The sequence below is a fragment of the Pseudomonas sp. S5D5 genome (assembly GCF_003013355.1).
Lineage (GTDB): Bacteria > Pseudomonadota > Gammaproteobacteria > Pseudomonadales > Pseudomonadaceae > Aquipseudomonas > Aquipseudomonas aylmerensis.
In genome coordinates, this window is the sequence record NZ_PTEO01000001.1 from 161,147 (window position 1) to 179,842 (window position 18,696).

Annotated in this window: 17 protein-coding genes; 7 read left to right on the plus strand and 10 right to left on the minus strand. The window is 62.3% G+C overall.

The window, feature by feature from the left end; genetic code table 11:
- Window positions 1–13: 13 nt before the first annotated feature.
- Window positions 14–2,023 carry a DNA helicase Rep gene (gene rep, locus C9990_RS00730; protein WP_065902456.1) on the minus strand — a complete coding sequence of 670 codons (2,010 nt, stop codon included), beginning with the start codon at window positions 2,021–2,023 and terminating at the stop codon, window positions 14–16.
- Window positions 2,024–2,290: 267 nt separating this feature from the next.
- Between rep and C9990_RS00735 the strand changes: the two genes are divergently transcribed.
- Window positions 2,291–3,955 carry a bifunctional diguanylate cyclase/phosphodiesterase gene (locus tag C9990_RS00735; protein ID WP_065902454.1) on the plus strand — a complete coding sequence of 555 codons (1,665 nt, stop codon included), beginning with the start codon at window positions 2,291–2,293 and terminating at the stop codon, window positions 3,953–3,955.
- A gap of 67 nt (window positions 3,956–4,022) precedes the next feature.
- On the opposite strand, the gene C9990_RS00740 is transcribed toward C9990_RS00735, so the two are convergent.
- Window positions 4,023–5,426 (minus strand): NorM family multidrug efflux MATE transporter, encoded by a 1,404-nt coding sequence (locus tag C9990_RS00740; RefSeq protein WP_106802304.1) that lies wholly within the window; start codon window positions 5,424–5,426, stop codon window positions 4,023–4,025.
- A gap of 152 nt (window positions 5,427–5,578) precedes the next feature.
- On the opposite strand from C9990_RS00740, the gene C9990_RS00745 reads away from it, so the two are divergent.
- Window positions 5,579–6,499, plus strand: coding sequence for a LysR substrate-binding domain-containing protein (locus tag C9990_RS00745; RefSeq protein ID WP_065902450.1), 921 nt, complete (start codon window positions 5,579–5,581; stop codon window positions 6,497–6,499).
- 178 nt (window positions 6,500–6,677) lie between these two features.
- Window positions 6,678–8,654 carry a methyl-accepting chemotaxis protein gene (locus C9990_RS00750; RefSeq protein ID WP_065902449.1) on the plus strand — a complete coding sequence of 659 codons (1,977 nt, stop codon included), beginning with the start codon at window positions 6,678–6,680 and terminating at the stop codon, window positions 8,652–8,654.
- A gap of 51 nt (window positions 8,655–8,705) precedes the next feature.
- Here the strand turns inward: C9990_RS00750 and C9990_RS00755 are convergent, their stop codons facing one another.
- Together C9990_RS00755 and C9990_RS00760 are read right to left on the minus strand one after the other, a co-directional pair.
- On the minus strand, window positions 8,706–10,202 hold the full coding sequence (locus C9990_RS00755) for a YifB family Mg chelatase-like AAA ATPase (protein ID WP_106802305.1): 1,497 nt from the start codon (window positions 10,200–10,202) through the stop codon (window positions 8,706–8,708).
- Window positions 10,203–10,426: 224 nt separating this feature from the next.
- Window positions 10,427–10,687: an accessory factor UbiK family protein gene (locus C9990_RS00760; RefSeq protein WP_027608312.1), complete on the minus strand. Its 261-nt coding sequence runs from the start codon at window positions 10,685–10,687 to the stop codon at window positions 10,427–10,429.
- 422 nt (window positions 10,688–11,109) lie between these two features.
- On the opposite strand from C9990_RS00760, the gene glnK reads away from it, so the two are divergent.
- The 4 genes from glnK to sutA all read left to right on the plus strand — a co-directional run bounded on the left by glnK (window position 11,110) and on the right by sutA (window position 13,889).
- The gene (gene glnK / locus C9990_RS00765; RefSeq protein ID WP_002555808.1) at window positions 11,110–11,448 is read left to right on the plus strand and encodes a P-II family nitrogen regulator; all 339 of its coding nucleotides are present in this window, start codon (window positions 11,110–11,112) and stop codon (window positions 11,446–11,448) included.
- A 34-nt stretch (window positions 11,449–11,482) separates the two neighbouring features.
- A complete protein-coding gene (locus C9990_RS00770; RefSeq protein WP_065902443.1) occupies window positions 11,483–12,823 on the plus strand; it encodes an ammonium transporter in 1,341 nt (446 codons plus the stop codon).
- Between the two features lie 211 nt (window positions 12,824–13,034).
- Complete coding sequence (locus C9990_RS00775; RefSeq protein WP_106802306.1) at window positions 13,035–13,460, plus strand: secondary thiamine-phosphate synthase enzyme YjbQ; 426 nt, start codon at window positions 13,035–13,037, stop codon at window positions 13,458–13,460.
- 102 nt (window positions 13,461–13,562) lie between these two features.
- Window positions 13,563–13,889: a transcriptional regulator SutA gene (gene sutA / locus C9990_RS00780; protein ID WP_015886504.1), complete on the plus strand. Its 327-nt coding sequence runs from the start codon at window positions 13,563–13,565 to the stop codon at window positions 13,887–13,889.
- A gap of 101 nt (window positions 13,890–13,990) precedes the next feature.
- On the opposite strand, the gene C9990_RS00785 is transcribed toward sutA, so the two are convergent.
- From C9990_RS00785 to C9990_RS00810, 6 genes are read right to left on the minus strand one after another with little or no spacing between them, the layout of a single operon-like run.
- Window positions 13,991–14,692: an HAD family hydrolase gene (locus C9990_RS00785; RefSeq protein WP_065902439.1), complete on the minus strand. Its 702-nt coding sequence runs from the start codon at window positions 14,690–14,692 to the stop codon at window positions 13,991–13,993.
- Window positions 14,689–15,588 carry a tyrosine recombinase XerC gene (gene xerC / locus C9990_RS00790; RefSeq protein WP_065902437.1) on the minus strand — a complete coding sequence of 300 codons (900 nt, stop codon included), beginning with the start codon at window positions 15,586–15,588 and terminating at the stop codon, window positions 14,689–14,691. The genes C9990_RS00785 and xerC overlap by 4 nt, the downstream gene beginning before the upstream one ends.
- Window positions 15,589–15,590: 2 nt before the next feature.
- Window positions 15,591–16,307, minus strand: coding sequence for a DUF484 family protein (locus C9990_RS00795; RefSeq protein WP_106802307.1), 717 nt, complete (start codon window positions 16,305–16,307; stop codon window positions 15,591–15,593).
- Window positions 16,308–16,320: 13 nt separating this feature from the next.
- Window positions 16,321–17,151 carry a diaminopimelate epimerase gene (gene dapF, locus C9990_RS00800; protein WP_106802308.1) on the minus strand — a complete coding sequence of 277 codons (831 nt, stop codon included), beginning with the start codon at window positions 17,149–17,151 and terminating at the stop codon, window positions 16,321–16,323.
- A 3-nt stretch (window positions 17,152–17,154) separates the two neighbouring features.
- Window positions 17,155–18,402 carry a diaminopimelate decarboxylase gene (lysA, locus tag C9990_RS00805; protein ID WP_106802309.1) on the minus strand — a complete coding sequence of 416 codons (1,248 nt, stop codon included), beginning with the start codon at window positions 18,400–18,402 and terminating at the stop codon, window positions 17,155–17,157.
- 9 nt (window positions 18,403–18,411) lie between these two features.
- Window positions 18,412–18,579 carry a lipoprotein gene (locus tag C9990_RS00810; protein ID WP_017845169.1) on the minus strand — a complete coding sequence of 56 codons (168 nt, stop codon included), beginning with the start codon at window positions 18,577–18,579 and terminating at the stop codon, window positions 18,412–18,414.
- Window positions 18,580–18,696 lie beyond the last annotated feature (117 nt).

Genomic DNA, 18,696 nt, shown 5'->3' on the forward strand with positions numbered 1-18,696 from the left:
AAAGTAGTCGATTCTAGCGCTTTAACATCGCGCGTATATCCGCCAGGGCGGTGTTGCCGCGAACGGCCTTGACCTCGGTCGGGGTGTCGTCATTGCCTTCCCAGGCGAGGTCGTCCGGTGGCAGCTCATCGAGGAACCGGCTGGGGGCACAATCGATGATTTCGCCGTATTGCTTGCGCTTGGCGGCAAAGGTGAAGGCCAACGTCTGACGCGCGCGGGTAATGCCCACGTAGGCCAGGCGCCGTTCTTCCTCGATGGTGTCGGCTTCGATGCTGGAGCGGTGCGGGAGGATTTCCTCTTCCATGCCCATGATGAACACGTAGGGGAATTCCAGGCCCTTGGACGCATGCAAGGTCATCATCTGCACACCTTCGGCGCCGTCTTCTTCTTCCTGCTGGCGCTCGAGCATGTCGCGCAGCACCAGTTTGCCGATGGCGTCTTCGACGGTCATCTCGCCGTCTTCGTCTTTTTCCAGGGTGTTCTTCAGCGCTTCGATCAGGAACCAGACGTTGCCCATGCGGTAATCCGCGGCCTTGTCGCTGGAGCTGTTGGTGCGCAGCCAGTTCTCATAGTCGATGTCCATGACCATGCTGCGCAGCGCGCTGATCGGGTCTTCGCCGGCGCACTGCTCGCGCACCTTGTCCATGAAGCGCTTGAAGCGCGACAGGCGATCGGTGAAGCGCGAGTCCAGGTGTTCGCCCAGGCCGATTTCATCGGTGGCGGCGTACATCGAAATCTTGCGTTCGGTGGCGTAGTTGCCGAGCTTTTCCAGGGTAGTCGAACCGATTTCCCTGCGTGGGACGTTGATCACCCGCAGGAAGGCGTTGTCGTCGTCCGGGTTCACGATCAGCCGGAAGTAGGCCATCAGGTCTTTCACTTCCTGGCGTCCGAAGAAGCTGTTGCCGCCTGACAGGCGATACGGCACCTGGTGGTGCTGCAGTTTCAGCTCGATCAGCTTGGCCTGGTAGTTGCCGCGATACAGGATCGCGAAGTCGCTGTACGGCCGGTCGGTGCGCAGGTGCAGGCTGAGGATCTCGACGGCCACGCGCTCGGCTTCGGCGTCTTCGTTGCGGCAGCGGATCACGCGGATCTCGTCGCCATGACCCATCTCGCTCCACAGTTGTTTTTCAAACTCGTGGGGGTTGTTCGAGATCAGCACGTTGGCGCAGCGCAGGATGCGGCTGGTGGAGCGGTAGTTCTGCTCCAGCATCACCACTTTCAGGGACGGGTAGTCGTCCTTGAGCAGCATCAGGTTTTCCGGGCGGGCGCCGCGCCAGGCGTAGATCGACTGGTCATCGTCGCCGACCACGGTGAACTGGTTGCGCGTGCCGATCAGCAGCTTCACCAGCAGGTATTGGCTGGCGTTGGTGTCCTGGTATTCGTCCACCAGCAGGTAGCGCACCTTGTTCTGCCACTTTTCGAGGATGTCGGCGTGCTCCTGGAACAGCTTCACCGGCAGCAGGATCAAGTCGTCGAAGTCCACCGCGTTGAACGCCTTGAGCGTGCGCTGGTAGTGGGTATAGACAATGGCGGCGGTCTGCTCCTTGGGGTTGCGCGCGGCTTCCAGGGCTTCGGCGGGCAGGATCAGGTCGTTTTTCCAGGCGCCGATCATGTTCTTGATCTCGTCGACGCCGTCGTCGCCCGCGTATTCCTTCTGCATGATGTCGGTCATCAAGGCCTTGACGTCGGTCTCGTCGAAGATCGAGAAGCCCGGCTTGTAGCCCAGCCGCACATGCTCCTTGCGGATGATGTTCAGCCCCAGGTTGTGGAAGGTACACACGGTGAGGCCACGGCCTTCGCCACCCTTGAGCAGGGTGCCGACACGCTCTTTCATTTCCCGCGCCGCCTTGTTGGTAAAGGTCATGGCGACGATGTACTGGGCGCGGATGCCGCACTGCTGGATCAGGTGCGCGATCTTGCGGGTGATCACGCTGGTCTTGCCGGAGCCTGCGCCGGCGAGCACCAATAGAGGGCCGCCGACGTAGTTCACGGCTTCTTGCTGCCGGGGATTGAGTCGGGACATACAGAATTCAGGGAGTCGTTGTTCAAAAGGGCGGGCATTTTAACAGGCTGGCAGGATTCTGCTCTGTCAGAACGACAGTGTGACGTACCACTCGATCTAAATTTGCCGGTTTTGATACTTTGCCGCAGGATGTCGGAGGCTTTTTGTGATTAGCTGCCACTAACCTTTACAGATGGCGTATTTGATAACCCCTATCATTGGTGATTATCAGGCCGCACGTCATAATGCCCGCCGCCAACGAAATTTTGCAGAGTCTAGGGAGCTAGCTTGTCTACGCCTGTCGAACCCTTGCGTTTGCTGCTACTGGCCGATGAGCCAGCGTGGGCAGCGTTGTTGCGCGAGTGCCTGGCGCCGATGGGCGATGGGGCTGTGCTGATCAGCGCACCAAACTGGGAGTCCGTGAGTCGTCTGTTCGATGACGATCACAGCGCCGTTCTATTGACCACGCCCAGCCTGCAACCCGGCCCTGGCCGTTGCAGCCTGCCGTGCGTGTTGTTGCTGGAGCAGGAACCCCTGGTTTCGCCCCTGGGCGTCAGTGACTGGCTGGTTCGTGCGGTATTGGACGCCGACACCTTGCGCCGCTGCCTGCGCCACGTTCGCGAGCGCGGCCTGCTGGAAAATACCCTGCAGCGCCTAGCCGAACAGGACCCGCTGACCGGTATCGCCAATCGCCAGGGCTTCCAGACCCTGCTGGCTGCGCGGCTGGCCGAGAATGAAGGTCGCGGCCTGGCCCTCGGTCACCTGGACCTCGATAATTTTCGCCATGCCAACGACGCCCTCGGCCACCAGGCCGGTGACCGCCTGATCCTGCAAGTGGTCTCGCGGCTCAAGAGCCAGCTAGAAGCGGGCGACCAACTCGCGCGCCTCGGCAGCGATGAATTCGCCCTGCTGATCGACACCCGCCGCGCACCCCAGCGTGCCGAGTGGATGGCCGAGCGCATCACCGAAGTGATGGCCGAGCCCTACTGGGTGGATGGCGAAAGCCTGCTGATCGGCTGCAGCCTGGGCGTCGCGCATGCCCGCGCACGCGCCGGTGCAGACCCGCTGATGTGGCACGCGCATATCGCCATGCAACAAGCCAAGAGCACCCAGGGCTGCACCTTTCATATCTTCAACGAACGCATCAACCGCAACGCGCGCAGCCTGGCCGACCTGGAAACCGAGCTGCGTCGCGCCTTGCGCCGCGACGAGTTGGAGCTGCACTACCAGCCTCGCCTGGACCTGGACGACGGCCATATCGTCGGCCTCGAAGCCCTGGTGCGCTGGCGCCACGGCGAGCGCGGCCTGTTGCCGCCCAGCGAGTTCGTACCGCTCGCCGAGCAGAGCGGGTTGATTGTGCCACTGGGTTACTGGGTGATTTCCCGGGCCCTGCGTGACATGCAGGACCTGCGTGAACGCGGCCTGCCGCCGTTGCACATGGCGGTCAATCTGTCATTTCGCCAGTTCCAGGACAGTCAGTTGCTCTCGACCCTCAGCCGGCTGATCAGTGAGCGCGGAGTGGAAGCGCAATGGCTGGAATTCGAACTCACCGAAACCGCCGTGATGCGCCGCAGTGACCTGGTCAAGCAGACCATGGACGCCCTTGGCCGCTTGGGCGTGCGGTTTTCCCTGGATGATTTCGGCACCGGTTTCTCATCCTTCGTGCACCTCAACAGCCTGCCGATCGCCTTGCTGAAGATCGACAAAAGCTTTGTCGGCGGCATGGAAGAGCGCGAAGAGAACCGCAAGCTGGTGCACGCGATGATCAACCTGGCGCACAACCTCAACCTGGAAGTGGTGGCTGAAGGTGTGGAAACTCCTGAGCAGCTGGCGTTGCTGCGCTTGTTCGGCTGCGACCAGGCCCAGGGTTACCTGATCAGCAAACCGCTGCCATTGCCGGAGCTTGTGGAGTACCTGACCTTCGGCAAAGGCCAGCAGGCCTTGCTGGGCTGAATCGAGTCTCGAACCCCACCAACTGTAGGAGCTGGCTTGCCAGCTCCTGCATTGATCCATGCAGCCTTCAGTCCGCCTGGGCAGCCTGCAGGGAGCTGTAGGTCTGCGGCTCCTGCCGAATCATGCGCTTCATCTTCGCCTCAAACGCCCAGGTCAGGCTGAGCGCCGCACATGCGAGGCCCAGCGCCAGCCCCCACCACACACCGGTCGGCCCCCAGCCAAGGGTGAAGGCCATCAGCCAGGCCGACGGAGCGCCGATCAACCAATAGCAACCCGCGCCGATCAGAAAGGTGGTCTTGGCGTCTTTCAGCCCGCGAATGCAGCCCATGGCGATGGTTTGCACGCCGTCGAACAGTTCAAACCATGCGGCCACGGCCAGCAGGCTGACGGCCAGGACGATCACGTCGTGGAACGCCGGGTCGTTGGGGTCGATCAACAGTCCGATCAGTGGAACGGAAAACAGCCACAGCACTGCGGCGAATCCCAACATCACCGCTGCGCCAAATCCGATGCCGACGCGACCGGCCAGGCGTGCATGCAGCAACTGCCCGGCGCCGTAATGTTGGCCGATACGCATGGTCACCGCGTAGGACATCCCCGCCGGCACCATGAAAGCCACCGAGACAATTTGCAACGCGACCTGGTGCGCGGCCAGCTGGGTGCTGCCCATCGTGCCCATGCACAGTGCGGCGAAGGCAAACAGCCCGACTTCCACCGCATAGGTGCCCCCAATCGGCAGGCCGAGGCGCCACAACTCCCGCAGGTACTGGGTGTTGAGGCGCAGCAGGCCGGTGCTCAGCGGGTAGGCGGCATAGGTGCGATTGCGGTGGATGTACACCATCAACGCCAACGCCATGCCATTGGCGACGAGGGCCGTGACCAGGCCGATGCCCATCAGGCCCAGTTTCGGCAGGCCGAACATGCCTTCGATCAATGCGTGGTTGAGCAGGTAGTTGGCCACCGCGCCGCCGAGGCTGATGACCATCACCGGCTTCGCCTTGCCAATCGCGCTGGTGAAACCGCGCAAGGCCATGAAGCTCAAGAAGCCCGGCAACGCGAACGGCAGGATCGTCAGGAACTGCCCTGCAGCGTGCACGTTGGTTTCGGTCTGGCCAAACATCAGCAAAACCGGCTTGAGGTTCCACAGCAGCAAACCGGCCGCCAGGGCCATCAGCCACGCGAGCCACAGCCCGGCCTGGGTCAGGCGGGTGGCGCCTTCGATATCGCCCGCGCCGTGGCGGATGGCGACCAGGGTGCCCACGGCGGCAATCACGCCGATGCAGAAAATCGACACGAATGAATAGCTCGCCGCACCCAGGCCGCCACCGGCCAGGGCCTCGGGGCTCAGGCGCGCCATCATCAGGGTGTCGGTCAGCACCATCAGCATGTGCGCCAACTGTGAGGCAATCAACGGCCCTGACAGCCGCAGAATGGCCCAGAGTTCGGTACGTGCCGGATGCTGCATGATCATCACGCTCAAAAAGTCAGAGGGTTGGGGGAGGGTTGATTCTCGGCGCTCCCAGCGCATTGCACAAAGGGATAAATGCGATCGCTTGCATGATTAAAACTCATGCCTGTTTGATTCTGGTAGGGTTTTGGCATTGCGCTGTCGGAGCTTTCCCTATGTCTCGTCGTCTTCCTCCGCTTTACGCGTTGCGTGCCTTTGAGGCCGCTTCCCGACACAACTCCTTCACCCGTGCGGCCGAGGAGCTGTCGATCACCCAAAGTGCGGTGAGCCGACATATCCGCACCCTCGAAGAGCACTTCGCCTGCCGGTTGTTCCAGCGCAGCGGCCGCAACCTGCAGCTCACCGAAGCCGCGCGCCTGTTGTTGCCTGGGGTGCGCGAGGGCTTCGCCGCGCTGGAACGCGCCTGCCATACCCTGAACGCCGAAGATGACATCCTGCGCATGAAGGCGCCGTCGACCCTGACCATGCGTTGGCTGCTCGCACGGCTCAGCCGTTTTCGGGCGTTGCAGCCGGGCAACGAAGTGCAATTGACCAGTGCCTGGATGAGCGTGGACGAGGTGGACTTCAACCAGGAGCCCTTCGACTGCGCGGTGCTGCTGAGCTACGGGCATTTCCCGGCGGACTGGGAGGCCAGCTACCTGTTTCCTGAACTGTTGATCCCCGTCGGCGCCCCGAACCTGTTGGCGGATGGGCCCTGGGATGCCGCCCGGCTGGCCACCGCCGAGTTGCTGCACCCCACGCCGGACCGGCGCGATTGGCGCAATTGGCTGGAGCGCATGGGGTTGTCATCCCAGGTGTCGCTCAAGGGCGGGCAGGTGTTCGATACCCTCGAGCTGGGCATGATCGCTGCCGCGCGAGGCTACGGCGTGTCGATGGGCGACTTGCTGATGGTGGCTGAGGACGTGGCCCAAGGGCGGTTGAGCCTGCCGTGGCCGACCGCCGTGGCCAGTGGTGAAAATTATTACCTGGTGTGGCCGAAGACCCGCCCCGGCGGCGAGCGTTTGCGCCGGCTGGCAGACTTCCTACAGGGCGAAGTGCGGGCGATGGTTTTACCACCGGTCGAGCGCCTCGATTGAGTGGCCCGAGGCACGGGCGCGCAACCGTTTGCGAGATACCCCTGTGATTCGCTCAAGTATTTCCCGCGTCCGCCGAAGTAGGTGTGTTGGAACCATCGTGCACCAACGTTTCCCATCAGATAATTTGCCGAGCAGCGCTATGAGATCAGGATGATCCTGGCCTCGGCCAGGAGCCGTCATGTCTCAACCTCGCGCCCGGATTGCCTCACAGTTAGGCCTCGCATTAGCCGTGATACTGGCTGTTGTCATCAGCGGTAGTACGGTATTCGCCTTGCGTTCCCTGGACTCCGCCAACCTCGACACCCGCGAAGAGCACCTGGCCAGCGAGGCGCGGCTGCTCGCCGATCAACTCAACACCTTCCACAGCACCTTGCGCGAAAGTACCCAGCGCTTGAGCGGGCTGTTTGAAAAGCGCTTCGGCGCCGGGTTGAGCGTGCATGCGGATCAACCGGTTACCGTCGCCGGGATGCAGACGCCAGGCCTGTACCTGGGCAATGACGTGTTGAACAACGATTTCGATGAGGTCGATGAATTCAAGGACACCTCCGGCGGCGTGGCCACGGTGTTTGTGCGCAGTGGCGAAGACTTCATCCGTGTCAGCACGTCCTTGACCAAGCAGGATGGCAGTCGCGCCATCGGCACGGTGCTGGACCATCAGCACCCGGCGTATCAGCGCCTGCTTGCCGGGCAGAATTATGTGGGCCGTGCGGTGCTGTTCGAACGTTCCTACATGACCCAGTACACACCGGTGCGCGACGCGGCCGGCAAGGTGATCGCGGTGCTGTTTGTCGGCTTCGACTACACCGACGCGCAGAATGCCCAATTCGAAAACCTCAAGCGCTTCCGCATCGGCAAGACCGGCTCCCTCGCGTTGTTGGACGAACAGAAGCGCTGGCTGGTGCCGCCCGCTGGTGTGCAGGCACTGGATCAGGCAATCCCGGTGATGCTCGACCTGGCGAAGAAGCCGGGCGAGGGCCGTTTCTGGAGCGACAAGAACGAAGACTTCTACAGCGTCTCGGTACCCTTCGAAGGCGGCCCGTGGTCGGTGGTTGCGAGCATGCCCAAGGCTGAGATCCGCGAAGTCACCTGGGCCGTGGGTATCCGCCTGGTGATCGGCAGCGTGCTGGCGATGCTGTTCGCGGTCGGCGCGGCGGTGTGGCTGTTGCGCAGCAAACTGCAGCCGTTGAGTGATCTGGTGAGTCAGGCCGAGGCCTTGGGTGCCGGTGATTTGAGTGCCCGCTTGAACGTGTCCAGCCATGACGAAATCGGCCAGTTGGCACGCAGCTTCAACCAGATGGGCGAGGCGCTGTCGACCATGGTCTCGCACATTCGCAGCGCAGCCGAAGAAGTTAATAGCCGTGCCCAGGCCTTGTCCGGTTTGTCCGGCGGGGCCTATGAGGGCATGGAGCAACAGTCGGGCGAAATCACCAGCATGGCCGGCGCGGTGGAAGAGTTCAGCGCCACCTCGCTGAACATCGCCGACAACATGGGCAATACCGAACGCCTGGCGCAGGAAAATGCGCAGCAGACCCGGATTGGCCGTACCTCGATGCAAGAGGCGTCGTCGTCGCTTGAGCACATCGCCACTGCGCTGAACAGCACCGCCACGGTGATCAACACCCTCGGCCAGCGCTCCCAGGAAATCGGCGGGATCGTCGGCGTGATCACCTCGATCGCCGAACAGACCAACCTGCTGGCACTCAACGCCGCCATCGAAGCCGCTCGGGCCGGTGAACAGGGCCGCGGGTTTGCCGTGGTCGCCGATGAAGTGCGCAACCTGGCGTCGCGTACCCGCCAGGCCACTGATGAGATTTCCGGGATGATCCAGAGTATCCAGCAGGAAACCGGCAATGCCATCAGCACCATGGAGCACGGCAATGTGTTGATGCAGGAAGGCCTGTCGCGCAACGCCGACGTAGCCTCGGCCCTGGCACGGATCGACGAACAGAGCCGCTCGGCCGGCCAGCAGTTTGCCGCGATCACCACCGCCACCCAGGAGCAGAGCAGCACCGCGACCTTGCTCAGCAGCAACTTGCAGAGCATTGCGCTGGCCAACAGCGAGCAGCGTGAAGTGGTGTCGAACCTGGCGATTACGGCCAAAGAGCTGGAGACGCTGGCAGCGAGCTTGCGGCATGAGGTGGATCGGTTTCGCTGAAACTGGATTTGCGCACACTTCCTGCCCAGGCCCTGCTGATGCTCAACAGGCTCAGGTGATCGCTGCCGGACGATATTGCAGCGCCTCTTGCAGGTGATGGCGAGCGATAGTGTCTGCTTGTTCCAGGTCCGCCAGCGTGCGCGCTACCTTGAGCAGCCGGTGGGCCGCGCGCAGCGACAATGTCAGTCGCTCGCAAGCGGTCTCCAGCCAGCTTTCGTCGACCTTTGCCAGCGTGCAATGCTTGCGCAGCCCCGGTAGATCCAGGAAGGCATTGGCGCAGCCCTGGCGCTTCAGCTGACGCTCCCGGGATTCGGCAACCTGCGCCGATGCCTTCGCCGTGTTATCGCCATCCTGCAGGGCCGGGTTCAGCGCGGTGGTCTCCCGGGCGACGGTGACGTGCAAGTCGATCCGGTCCAGCAGCGGCCCGGAGAGTTTGTTGCGATAGCGCTGAATCTGCTCCGGCGTGCACCGACAGCGCCCGCTGGGATCGCCCATGTAGCCGCAGGGGCAGGGGTTCATCGCCGCCACCAGTTGAAAGCGCGCCGGAAAACTCACCCGGTCGCGGGCGCGAGAAATCACGATATGCCCCGATTCAAGGGGCTCGCGCAGCACCTCCAGGACCTTGCGATCAAACTCCGGCAACTCATCCAGGAACAACACCCCGTGATGGGCCAGGGTGATCTCCCCCGGCTGCGGCTTCGAGCCGCCGCCCACCAAGGCCGGGCCTGATGCAGAGTGGTGCGGCTGACGAAACGGTCGGTGCGGCCAATGGCTCAGCGGCGCGAGGCTGACCACTGACTGAATCGCTGCCACTTCCAGGGCTTCCTGTTCGCTCAACGGGGGCAATAACCCAGGCAGGCGGCTGGCGAGCAAGGTCTTACCGGTGCCGGGCGGTCCGCTCAGCAACAGGTTGTGCGCGCCTGCAGCGGCAACCAGTAGTGCACGCTTGGCCATTGACTGGCCTTGCACTTCGCTCAGGTCCGGGTACGGCTTGTTCAGGTACAGCAGTCCATCGGACTTGTAGGGCTCAATCGGCGCATGCCCATTCAGGTGTGCCACCACTTGGAGCAAATGGTCGACTGCAATCACCGTCAGCCCGGACGCCAGGCACGCTTCCTCGGCATTCGCCCGAGGCACTATCACGGTGCGTCCGGCCTTGCGTGCTGCCAGCGCCGCGGGCAGCACGCCTTTCACCGCTCGCACCGCGCCGGACAGTGCCAGTTCGCCCAGGCATTCCACGTTATCCAGGGTCAGCGCCGGCACCTGCACGCTGGCCGCCAGGATCCCCAAGGCAATCGCCAGATCAAAACGCCCGCCGTCCTTGGGCAGGTCGGCGGGCGCGAGGTTGAGGGTGATCCGGCGGTCGGGGTATTTCAGCGCTGAATTGAGAATGGCACTGCGTACACGATCCTTGCTTTCCTTGACTGCGGTTTCCGGTAAACCCACCAGAGTCAGGGACGGCAGCCCATTGGCCATATGCACTTCGACGGTGACGGCAGGGGCTTCGACGCCAATTTGGGCGCGGCTGTGGACAATGGCGAGGGACATGCTCGTTCCTTGAAAGGGAGGGCCGCTTCCTGCGGTTTTTCAAGGGTAGACGAGGTGGAATAGAGCGGGGCGTGGAGGTTTTACAGAACGTATCCAGAGAACGAGGCAGAACAAATGTGGGAGCAGGCTAGCTCGCGAAAGCGCTGGATTTGCCAGCATCTGCATGTCTGACAGACTGCATTCGCGGGCAAGCCTGCTGCCACATTTTGACCCCGTTGCGTCAGTTACTCGGCCGGGGGTGTCAACCGCGCTTCCAGCTCAGCCACTTTGGCTTCCAGGCTCTCCAACCGTGCACGTGTGCGGGCCAGCACGACCATCTGGCTATCAAACTCTTCGCGGCTCACCAGGTCGAGTTTGCTGAAGCCGCTTTGCAGCAGCGCCTTGAACTGGCTTTCGATTTCATTGCGGGGCAGCGGGGTGTCGCCGCTGAACAGGCGAGAGGCGTGGCCGCTCAGGGCATCGAGGAGATCTTTGGGCGCGAGCATGGGAAATATTCCGGAAAACTGTTGGCCGGCAGTGTATCACGCAGCGTCTATAGTGATTTTCACGGCCTGCCGCGCACGCTTTTCGCGCAGCTGGCCGTAGGGCGACGCACTGTTTTTGTGCGCATTGCGTTCGCCAGAAAGCCCCGCAGGTGGGCATAAGTGAGCAAAGGACTGATTTCAGTGATTTTTACGGAGCTGGCAAGGTTTCTGCTTAGACGATCATGACCCATGCACTGATGCAGTCGCTGTGACGAATGCAGTGCGCCGACGGATCAGGGGTACAGGTTTCGTCACCAGTGGTTCGCTGGCGTCGCCACGGCAATTGCCCTTGCGACGACGCGTTACAAAGCCAGGCACTGCGCTTAGACTTGAGACGGGTTTGTTTTCCTGGGGCAAGTCCACCAATTCGGGAGAGAGTTTTCATGAAGCTAGTCACTGCCATCATCAAGCCGTTCAAGTTGGACGATGTACGCGAGTCGTTGTCCGAGATCGGCGTGCAGGGCATTACCGTTACTGAGGTCAAAGGCTTCGGTCGGCAGAAGGGTCACACCGAGCTGTATCGCGGCGCGGAATACGTGGTCGATTTCCTGCCGAAGGTGAAGATTGATGTCGCCATTGACGACAAGGATCTTGACCGGGTTATCGAGGCGATAACCAAGGCCGCCAACACCGGCAAGATCGGTGACGGCAAGATCTTCGTGGTCAATCTGGAACAGGCTATTCGCATCCGTACCGGCGAAACCGATACCGACGCAATCTAAGCCGCCAAACCCCAACGCCCCAGGAGAAAACAATATGACTCTGCGTAAATTCGCAGGGCTCGGAGCCCTGTTGTCCATCGTAATGCCCAGCCTGGCCATGGCGGCAGACGAAGTGGCTGCTCCAGTCCTCAATTCCGGCGACACTGCATGGATGCTCACATCCACTGCGCTGGTGCTGTTCATGACCATTCCAGGCCTGGCGCTGTTCTACGGCGGCATGGTGCGTTCCAAAAACATTCTTTCCGTGATGATGCAGTGCTTCGCCATCACCGGCCTGATCACCATCCTGTGGTTCGTGTACGGCTACAGCATGGCGTTCGACACCACCGGGATGGAAGCGGGCGTCGTCAACTTCAACTCGTTCGTCGGCGGCTTGTCCAAGTTGTTCCTGTCGGGCGTGACCCCTGCGAGCATCACCGGCCCTGCGGCGCTGTTCCCTGAGGCGGTGTTCGTCACCTTCCAGATGACCTTCGCGATCATCACCCCGGCGCTGATCGTCGGTGCCTTCGCCGAGCGTATGAAATTCTCCGCGATGCTGATCTTCATGGGCGTCTGGTTCACCCTGGTCTACGCACCGATTGCCCACATGGTCTGGGGCGGCCCGGGTTCGTTGCTGGGCGACTGGGGCGTGCTGGACTTCGCAGGCGGCACCGTGGTGCACATCAACGCCGGTGTGGCTGGCCTGGTGGCGTGCCTGGTACTCGGCAAGCGCAAAGGCTTCCCGACCACTCCAATGGCGCCGCACAACCTCGGTTACACCCTGGTGGGTGCCGCGATGCTGTGGGTCGGCTGGTTCGGCTTCAACGCCGGCTCCGCAGCGGCAGCCAACGGCACTGCCGGCATGGCGATGCTGGTCACCCAGATCGCTACCGCTGCTGCAGCGCTGGGCTGGATGTTCGCCGAGTGGGTCACCCACGGTAAGCCAAGCGCACTGGGCATTGCCTCGGGTGTGGTCGCTGGCCTGGTGGCAATCACGCCAGCTGCTGGCACCGTGGGCCCGATGGGCGCCCTGGTGATCGGTCTGGCTGCCGGTGTGGTGTGCTTCTTCTGCGCCACGACGCTGAAACGCAAGCTGGGCTACGACGACTCCCTGGACGCCTTCGGCGTACACGGTATCGGCGGTATCCTCGGCGCGATCCTGACCGGCGTGTTCGCTGCCCCTTCGCTGGGCGGCTTCAACGCGGCCACCACTGACATCGCGGCGCAAGTCTGGATCCAGTGCAAAGGCGTCGGCTTCACTGTGATCTACACAGCCATCGTGACCTTCATCATCCTCAAGGTGCTGGACGTGGTGATGGGCCTGCGTGTGACCGAAGAAGAAGAGGCGGTCGGCCTCGACCTGGCGCAACACAACGAGCGCGGCTACAACTTGTAAGTACGCGAAAAAAAGATGCCCGGCTTGCCGGGCATTTTTTTGCCTGGCGTTTGTCAGTCATAACAAGCTGTGTCGGTTTTTGCGCCCAGTTTGTGATGGGGCGCACGCGGCACTTTCCAGCGTGCGAATGTCTTACAGGCATGTAGGCGTATTCGGCACTTTGTTTTTTCCCAGAGCGCGCTAGAATGCGCGCCGATGGGCGGAGAACTGTATGTGGCAACAGACCCTGATCACCCTGCGGGCAAAGCCCCGGGGCTTTCACCTGGTAACCGACGAGTTACTTGCCGGCCTGCCTGAATTGAAGGCATGTCGCGTGGGCCTGTTGCATCTGTGGCTGCAGCACACCTCGGCCTCGTTGACCGTCAACGAGAATGCCGACCCGGCGGTTCGTCGTGACTTCGAGCGTTTCTTCAATTCGCTGGTGCCGCAAGGCCGGGCAGGATTCGAGCACAACGACGAAGGCCCGGACGATCTGCCGGCGCACTTCAAGGCCAGTCTCCTGGGCTGCCAGCTGAGTTTGCCGGTAAAGAACGGCCGCTTGGCGATGGGGACCTGGCAAGGTGTTTATCTGGGCGAGCACCGTGATCATGGCGGTGCTCGTAAAGTCCTCGCCACTCTGCACGGTGATGGGGCATAAGCCACTGGTTATCCAGTGGATGTTGATTTTTTTCCGGCGACCTCGACAGAGGGTGAAGCTGGGCTATAACTAATCTGCTTTTCGCAAGTCATGAGGTAGAACATGAGCGACGATGATCTGGAAAACGACGAACTGGAAGTAGGTGACGAAGACGACACCGAAGAAGGTCTTGAAGCGGCGGCTGAAGACGTTGCTGACGACGACGGTGGCGATGATGCGCCTGTTCCGGCTGCCAAGGGCAAGGCCAAGGCTGCTGTTTCGGTAGACGAACTGCCGAGCGTCGAGGCCAAGAACAAAGAGCGCGATGCGCTGGCCCGTGCGATGGAAGAATTCCTCGCTAAAGGCGGCAAAGTGCAGGAAGTCGAGGCCAACGTGGTGGCAGATCCACCGAAGAAGCCAGATAACAAGTACGGCAGCCGACCTATCTGAGGTCTGCCACCTGCTTGCTGAAAGAGCCCGCCGTCGCTGCGGGCTTTTTCATGCCTGTAGCAAACTGGCTGGCCCACCGCATTCCTGTGTGGGCGCTGGCTTCAGTGTGTATGCCAACTGCGCAGCAGTGGCGGCAGTTCGGTCAAGCTGCGAATCTCGGCATCCGGGCGCTTTTCACCTTCCCACGGCTTGCCTGTCGGGTTGAACCACACCGCACGCAGGCCCGCCTGCTGCGCCCCGGCGATGTCATCACCCGGGTGGTCGCCCACGTGCACCGCCTTACTGGCATCCACGCCACCGCGCTGCAACGCTTCCTGAAACAATCGCGCATCCGGCTTCGCGATGCCGACATCTTCGGCGCGCAGGGCAAAGTGAAAGTAGTCCGCCAGGCCCACGCGCTGCACATCAGCATTGCCATTGGTGATCACCCCCAGCAAAAAGTGCTGGCGCAAGGCTTGCAGCATCGGCTCGGCTTCCGGGAATACGCTGAGCTGGTGGCGTGCGTGGATGAACGCCTCGAAGCATACATCGGCCATTTCCGTGGCCTCGGGCTGTGGATAACCGGCCTCTTCAAAGGCGTGCATCAACACCCGGTGGCGCAGGATGCTGATGCGGTATTTCAGCTCGGGATGACGCTCCAGCACGTGTTGGCGCAGCTTGGCGAAATGCTCCAGGGGCAAGTCGCCGACCTTGGCGGCGTTCACCGCCAGCCATTCGCGCATCGACGCCTCGGCGCTGATGATGACGGGTACGTTGTCCCAGAGTGTGTCGTCCAGGTCGAAGGTGATCAGCTTGATACTCATGAGTCGCCGCCCTTGATGCGTTTGGCCCGTGGATGGGCGCTGTCGTACACCGTTGCCAGGTGCTGGAAGTCGAGGTGGGTATAGATCTGCGTAGTCTTGATATCGGAGTGGCCGAGCAGCTCTTGTACCGCGCGCAGGTCCTGGGACGATTCCAGCAGATGGCTGGCAAAGGAGTGCCGCAGCATATGCGGATGCAGGTTCTGGCCCAGCTCGCGCTCGCCGGCAGCCTTGACCCGCACCTGAATGGCCCGAGGCCCCAGGCGCCGACCTTGCTGGCTGATAAACACGGCGTCGTCCACCGGGTTGGCCAGGGCGCGTAGCGGCAACCAGAGTTGCAGCGCCTCGCGGGCCTTCCTGCCGACCGGCAGCACGCGGGTCTTGCTGCCTTTGCCAAGCACTTGCACCAGGCCGTCCGCCAGGTCCAGTTGATCCAGGTTGAGGCCGGTCAGCTCCGACAGGCGCAGGCCAGAGGAATAAAACAGCTCGAGGATCGCCTGGTCGCGGTGGGCGAGGAAGTCATCCTCTACCGCACCCTCCAGCAGTTGCAGGGCGCGATCGGTGTCGAGGGTCTTGGGCAGGCGCCGCTCGCCCTTGGGCGGGGACAGGCCGTTGGCCGGGTCGTGGTCGCACAGGCCTTCGCGATTGAGGTAGTGATAGAGGCCGCGCACCGCCGACAGCAGGCGCGACAGGCTGCGCGAGGACTGGCCCTGCTGGTGCAGGCGCGCGATCAGGCTGCGCAGGCCCTGGATATCCAAGGCTTTCCAGCTGCTGATCTGGTGTTTTTCGCAGTACGCCAGGACCTTGTTCAAGTCCCGTCGATAAGCTTCCAGGGTATGGGGCGACACCTGGCGCTCGTTGCGCAGGTGAGCGCAATAAGCGTCCAGTTGCCGTTCCATGGCTAGCGCACCGCGCGCAGGGCGGTGGTAAAGCGCGGTAATACCCGGCCCAGCACTTCGGCGATATAGGTCAGGAACAGCGTGCCTACCGAGCTTTTGTAGTGTTGCGGGTCACGGCTGGCGATGGCCAGTACGCCGTGCAGGCCTTGATGGCTGAGCGCGACCACGGCGGTGGAGCCGATCTGTTTGCGCTGTTCGGCGCCAAACAGGAAGTCCAGTTCGTGCTCGCGCAAGGTACCGCTGATGGTCTTGCCTTCGGACAACAGGCCGCCGATCGCGGTTTGCGCATCGCCACCGCTGACCCAGCGACCCACCGGCATCGGGTTGTCGCTGAACAGGATCAGGCTGACAAAGGGCACCTGGAAGTCCTGGCGCAGGCTGTCTTCGACGGCGATCACCGTTTCTTCCAGGCTGGTGGCGTCCATCAGGGTGAGAATCAGGCGGCGGGTCTTGTCGAAAAGGCGGTCGTTGTCGCGGGCCACGTCCATCAACTGCGAGAGCCGATGGCGCATTTCGATATTACGCTCGCGCAGGATCTTCATCTGCCGCTCCACCAGCGACACGGTATCGCCGCGCTGGTGAGGGATGCGCAGGGCCGGCAGCAGCTCTTCGTGCTCGACGAAGAAATGCGGATTCGCCTCAAGGTACGCCGCGACGGCAGCGGCCTCCAGACTGTCGCTCGGGGTAGCTTGTGCGGGTACTTGAGGCTTATCGGTCATTAGCTTTGCTCACTCATAGACGGACCTGTCCTTCGTATACACGCGAGGCCGGCCCGGTCATCATCACCGGGTGGCCAGGGCCTGCCCATTCGATGGACAGGCGTCCACCGGGCAGGTCGATCAGCAGCGGCGAATCCATCCACCCCTGGCTGATCGCGGCCACGGCAGCGGCGCAAGCACCGGTACCGCAGGCCTGGGTTTCGCCGGCGCCGCGTTCCCACACACGCAATTGCGCGCGGGTACGGTCGATCACCTGCAGGAAGCCCACGTTGACCCGTGCCGGAAAGCGCGGGTGGTGTTCGATCTTCGGCCCCAATTCATGCACGGGCGCGTTGTTGATGTCGTTGACTCGCAGTACGGCATGGGGGTTGCCCATGGACACCGCGGCGATATCGACAGTCTTGCCTTCCACGTCCAGCGCGTAGCTGGTGGCCTGCTCGGTGGCCTGGAACGGAATGTCCGCCGGCACCAGGCGAGGGGCGCCCATGTTGACGCTGATCTGGCCGTCGCTGCGGATATCCAGCTCGATCACGCCGCTCTTGGTCTCGACGCGAATCTGCCGCTTGGCGGTCAGGCGCTTGTCCAGCACAAAGCGGGCGAAGCAGCGCGCACCGTTGCCGCACTGTTCCACTTCGGAACCGTCGGAGTTGAAGATCCGGTAACGGAAGTCCACCTCCGGGTTGCTCGGTGCCTCGACGATCAGCAATTGGTCGAAGCCAATCCCGGTATGCCGGTCGCCCCACTGTTTAGCGTGCTTGGGCAGGATGTGCGCGTGCTGGCTGACCAGGTCGAGGACCATGAAATCATTGCCCAGCCCGTGCATCTTGGTAAAACGCAGCAGCATGGCTTACTCCGGCAGCAGGCTTTCGCCAGCATACAACTCGGCTACCGTCTCGCGGCGACGCACTTCGAACGCTTGATCACCGTCCACCAGCACCTCGGCGGCACGGCCGCGGGTGTTGTAGTTGGAACTCATGACAAACCCGTAGGCACCGGCCGAATGCACGGCCAGCAAGTCGCCTTCCTCCAGTGCGAGCTGGCGGTCCTTGGCCAGGAAGTCGCCGGTCTCGCAGATCGGGCCGACGATGTCGTAGGTGCGCGGGGCGCTGTCGCGAGGTTTCACGGCAGTGACGTCCATCCAGGCCTGGTACAGCGCCGGGCGGATCAGGTCGTTCATCGCCGCGTCGACGATGGCGAAATCCTTGTGCTCGGTGTGCTTGAGGTACTCGACCTGGGTCAGCAGCACGCTGGCGTTGGCGACGATGTAGCGGCCCGGCTCGAACATCAGCGTCAGGTCGCGGCCTTCGGTGCGCTCCCGCACGGCCTGGATGTAGTCGGCAATCAGCGGCGGTTCTTCGTCGCGATAACGTACGCCGACACCACCACCCAGATCGATGTGGTGCAGGTAGATGCCGCACTCGCCCAGGCGATCGATCAACGCCAACAGGCGGTCGAGGGCATCCAGGAACGGTGGCAGGGTGGTCAGTTGCGAACCGATGTGGCAATCGACACCCAATACTTCCAGGTTCGGCAGCTGGGCGGCGCGGATGTACACGTCCTCGGCGTCGGCAATGGCGATGCCGAACTTGTTCTCTTTGAGACCGGTGGAAATGTACGGGTGGGTGCCGGCGTCGACGTCCGGGTTGACGCGCAGGGAAATCGGCGCGCGAACGCCCATCTCGGCGGCCACGGTCTGCAGGCGTTCCAGCTCATCGGTGGATTCGACGTTGAAGCAGTGCACGCCCACTTCCAGGGCGCGGCGCATATCTTCGCGGCTCTTGCCGACGCCGGAGAACACGATCTTGTCAGCCTGGCCGCCAGCGGCCAGTACTCGTTCCAGCTCGCCACGCGACACGATGTCGAAACCAGCGCCCAGGCGCGCCAGGACATTCAGTACGCCGAGGTTGGAGTTGGCTTTCACCGCGTAGCACACCAGGTGCGGCACGCCGTTCAGCGGGTCGGTGAACGAGCGGTACTGCGCTTCGATATGCGCGCGCGAGTACACGTAGGTCGGGGTACCAAAGCGCTCGGCAATCGCGGACAACGCCACGCCTTCCGCGAACAGCTCGCCGTCCCGGTAGTTAAAAGCGTCCATGATCTTCCCTTAGTAGGTGTCGTGCTTATGCGCTTTAGCGGGTTTTTGCGACGATTGCGCCTGTTCATTCGGATCTTTGCTGTCATCGGGCAGGTACAGCGGGCCTTTTTGACCACAGGCACTAACGAGGCAGGCGACCGCGACGAGCGCAGCAAGGGAAGAGATCAGGCGCTTCATGGCGAAATCCTTGAATATGCATTAATTGCGCCCGAGTATACCGACCACCCGCCAGCTTGCCTATGCGCTGGAATACCCGTCCAGCGGGGGTTTGCCGAGATAGTCGGGAAACGTCCT

What these genes read in the sequence shown, in the direction of transcription:
- rep (WP_065902456.1), bottom strand. Translation starts at nt 2,023, where the DNA reads ATGTCCCGACTCAATCCCCGGCAGCAAGAAGCCGTGAACTACGTCGGC.
- C9990_RS00740 (WP_106802304.1), bottom strand. Translation starts at nt 5,426, where the DNA reads ATGATCATGCAGCATCCGGCACGTACCGAACTCTGGGCCATTCTGCGG.
- C9990_RS00745 (WP_065902450.1), top strand. Translation starts at nt 5,579, where the DNA reads ATGTCTCGTCGTCTTCCTCCGCTTTACGCGTTGCGTGCCTTTGAGGCC.
- C9990_RS00750 (WP_065902449.1), top strand. Translation starts at nt 6,678, where the DNA reads ATGTCTCAACCTCGCGCCCGGATTGCCTCACAGTTAGGCCTCGCATTA.
- C9990_RS00755 (WP_106802305.1), bottom strand. Translation starts at nt 10,202, where the DNA reads ATGTCCCTCGCCATTGTCCACAGCCGCGCCCAAATTGGCGTCGAAGCC.
- C9990_RS00760 (WP_027608312.1), bottom strand. Translation starts at nt 10,687, where the DNA reads ATGCTCGCGCCCAAAGATCTCCTCGATGCCCTGAGCGGCCACGCCTCT.
- glnK (WP_002555808.1), top strand. Translation starts at nt 11,110, where the DNA reads ATGAAGCTAGTCACTGCCATCATCAAGCCGTTCAAGTTGGACGATGTA.
- C9990_RS00770 (WP_065902443.1), top strand. Translation starts at nt 11,483, where the DNA reads ATGACTCTGCGTAAATTCGCAGGGCTCGGAGCCCTGTTGTCCATCGTA.
- C9990_RS00775 (WP_106802306.1), top strand. Translation starts at nt 13,035, where the DNA reads ATGTGGCAACAGACCCTGATCACCCTGCGGGCAAAGCCCCGGGGCTTT.
- sutA (WP_015886504.1), top strand. Translation starts at nt 13,563, where the DNA reads ATGAGCGACGATGATCTGGAAAACGACGAACTGGAAGTAGGTGACGAA.
- C9990_RS00785 (WP_065902439.1), bottom strand. Translation starts at nt 14,692, where the DNA reads ATGAGTATCAAGCTGATCACCTTCGACCTGGACGACACACTCTGGGAC.
- xerC (WP_065902437.1), bottom strand. Translation starts at nt 15,588, where the DNA reads ATGGAACGGCAACTGGACGCTTATTGCGCTCACCTGCGCAACGAGCGC.
- C9990_RS00795 (WP_106802307.1), bottom strand. Translation starts at nt 16,307, where the DNA reads ATGACCGATAAGCCTCAAGTACCCGCACAAGCTACCCCGAGCGACAGT.
- dapF (WP_106802308.1), bottom strand. Translation starts at nt 17,151, where the DNA reads ATGCTGCTGCGTTTTACCAAGATGCACGGGCTGGGCAATGATTTCATG.
- lysA (WP_106802309.1), bottom strand. Translation starts at nt 18,402, where the DNA reads ATGGACGCTTTTAACTACCGGGACGGCGAGCTGTTCGCGGAAGGCGTG.
- C9990_RS00810 (WP_017845169.1), bottom strand. Translation starts at nt 18,579, where the DNA reads ATGAAGCGCCTGATCTCTTCCCTTGCTGCGCTCGTCGCGGTCGCCTGC.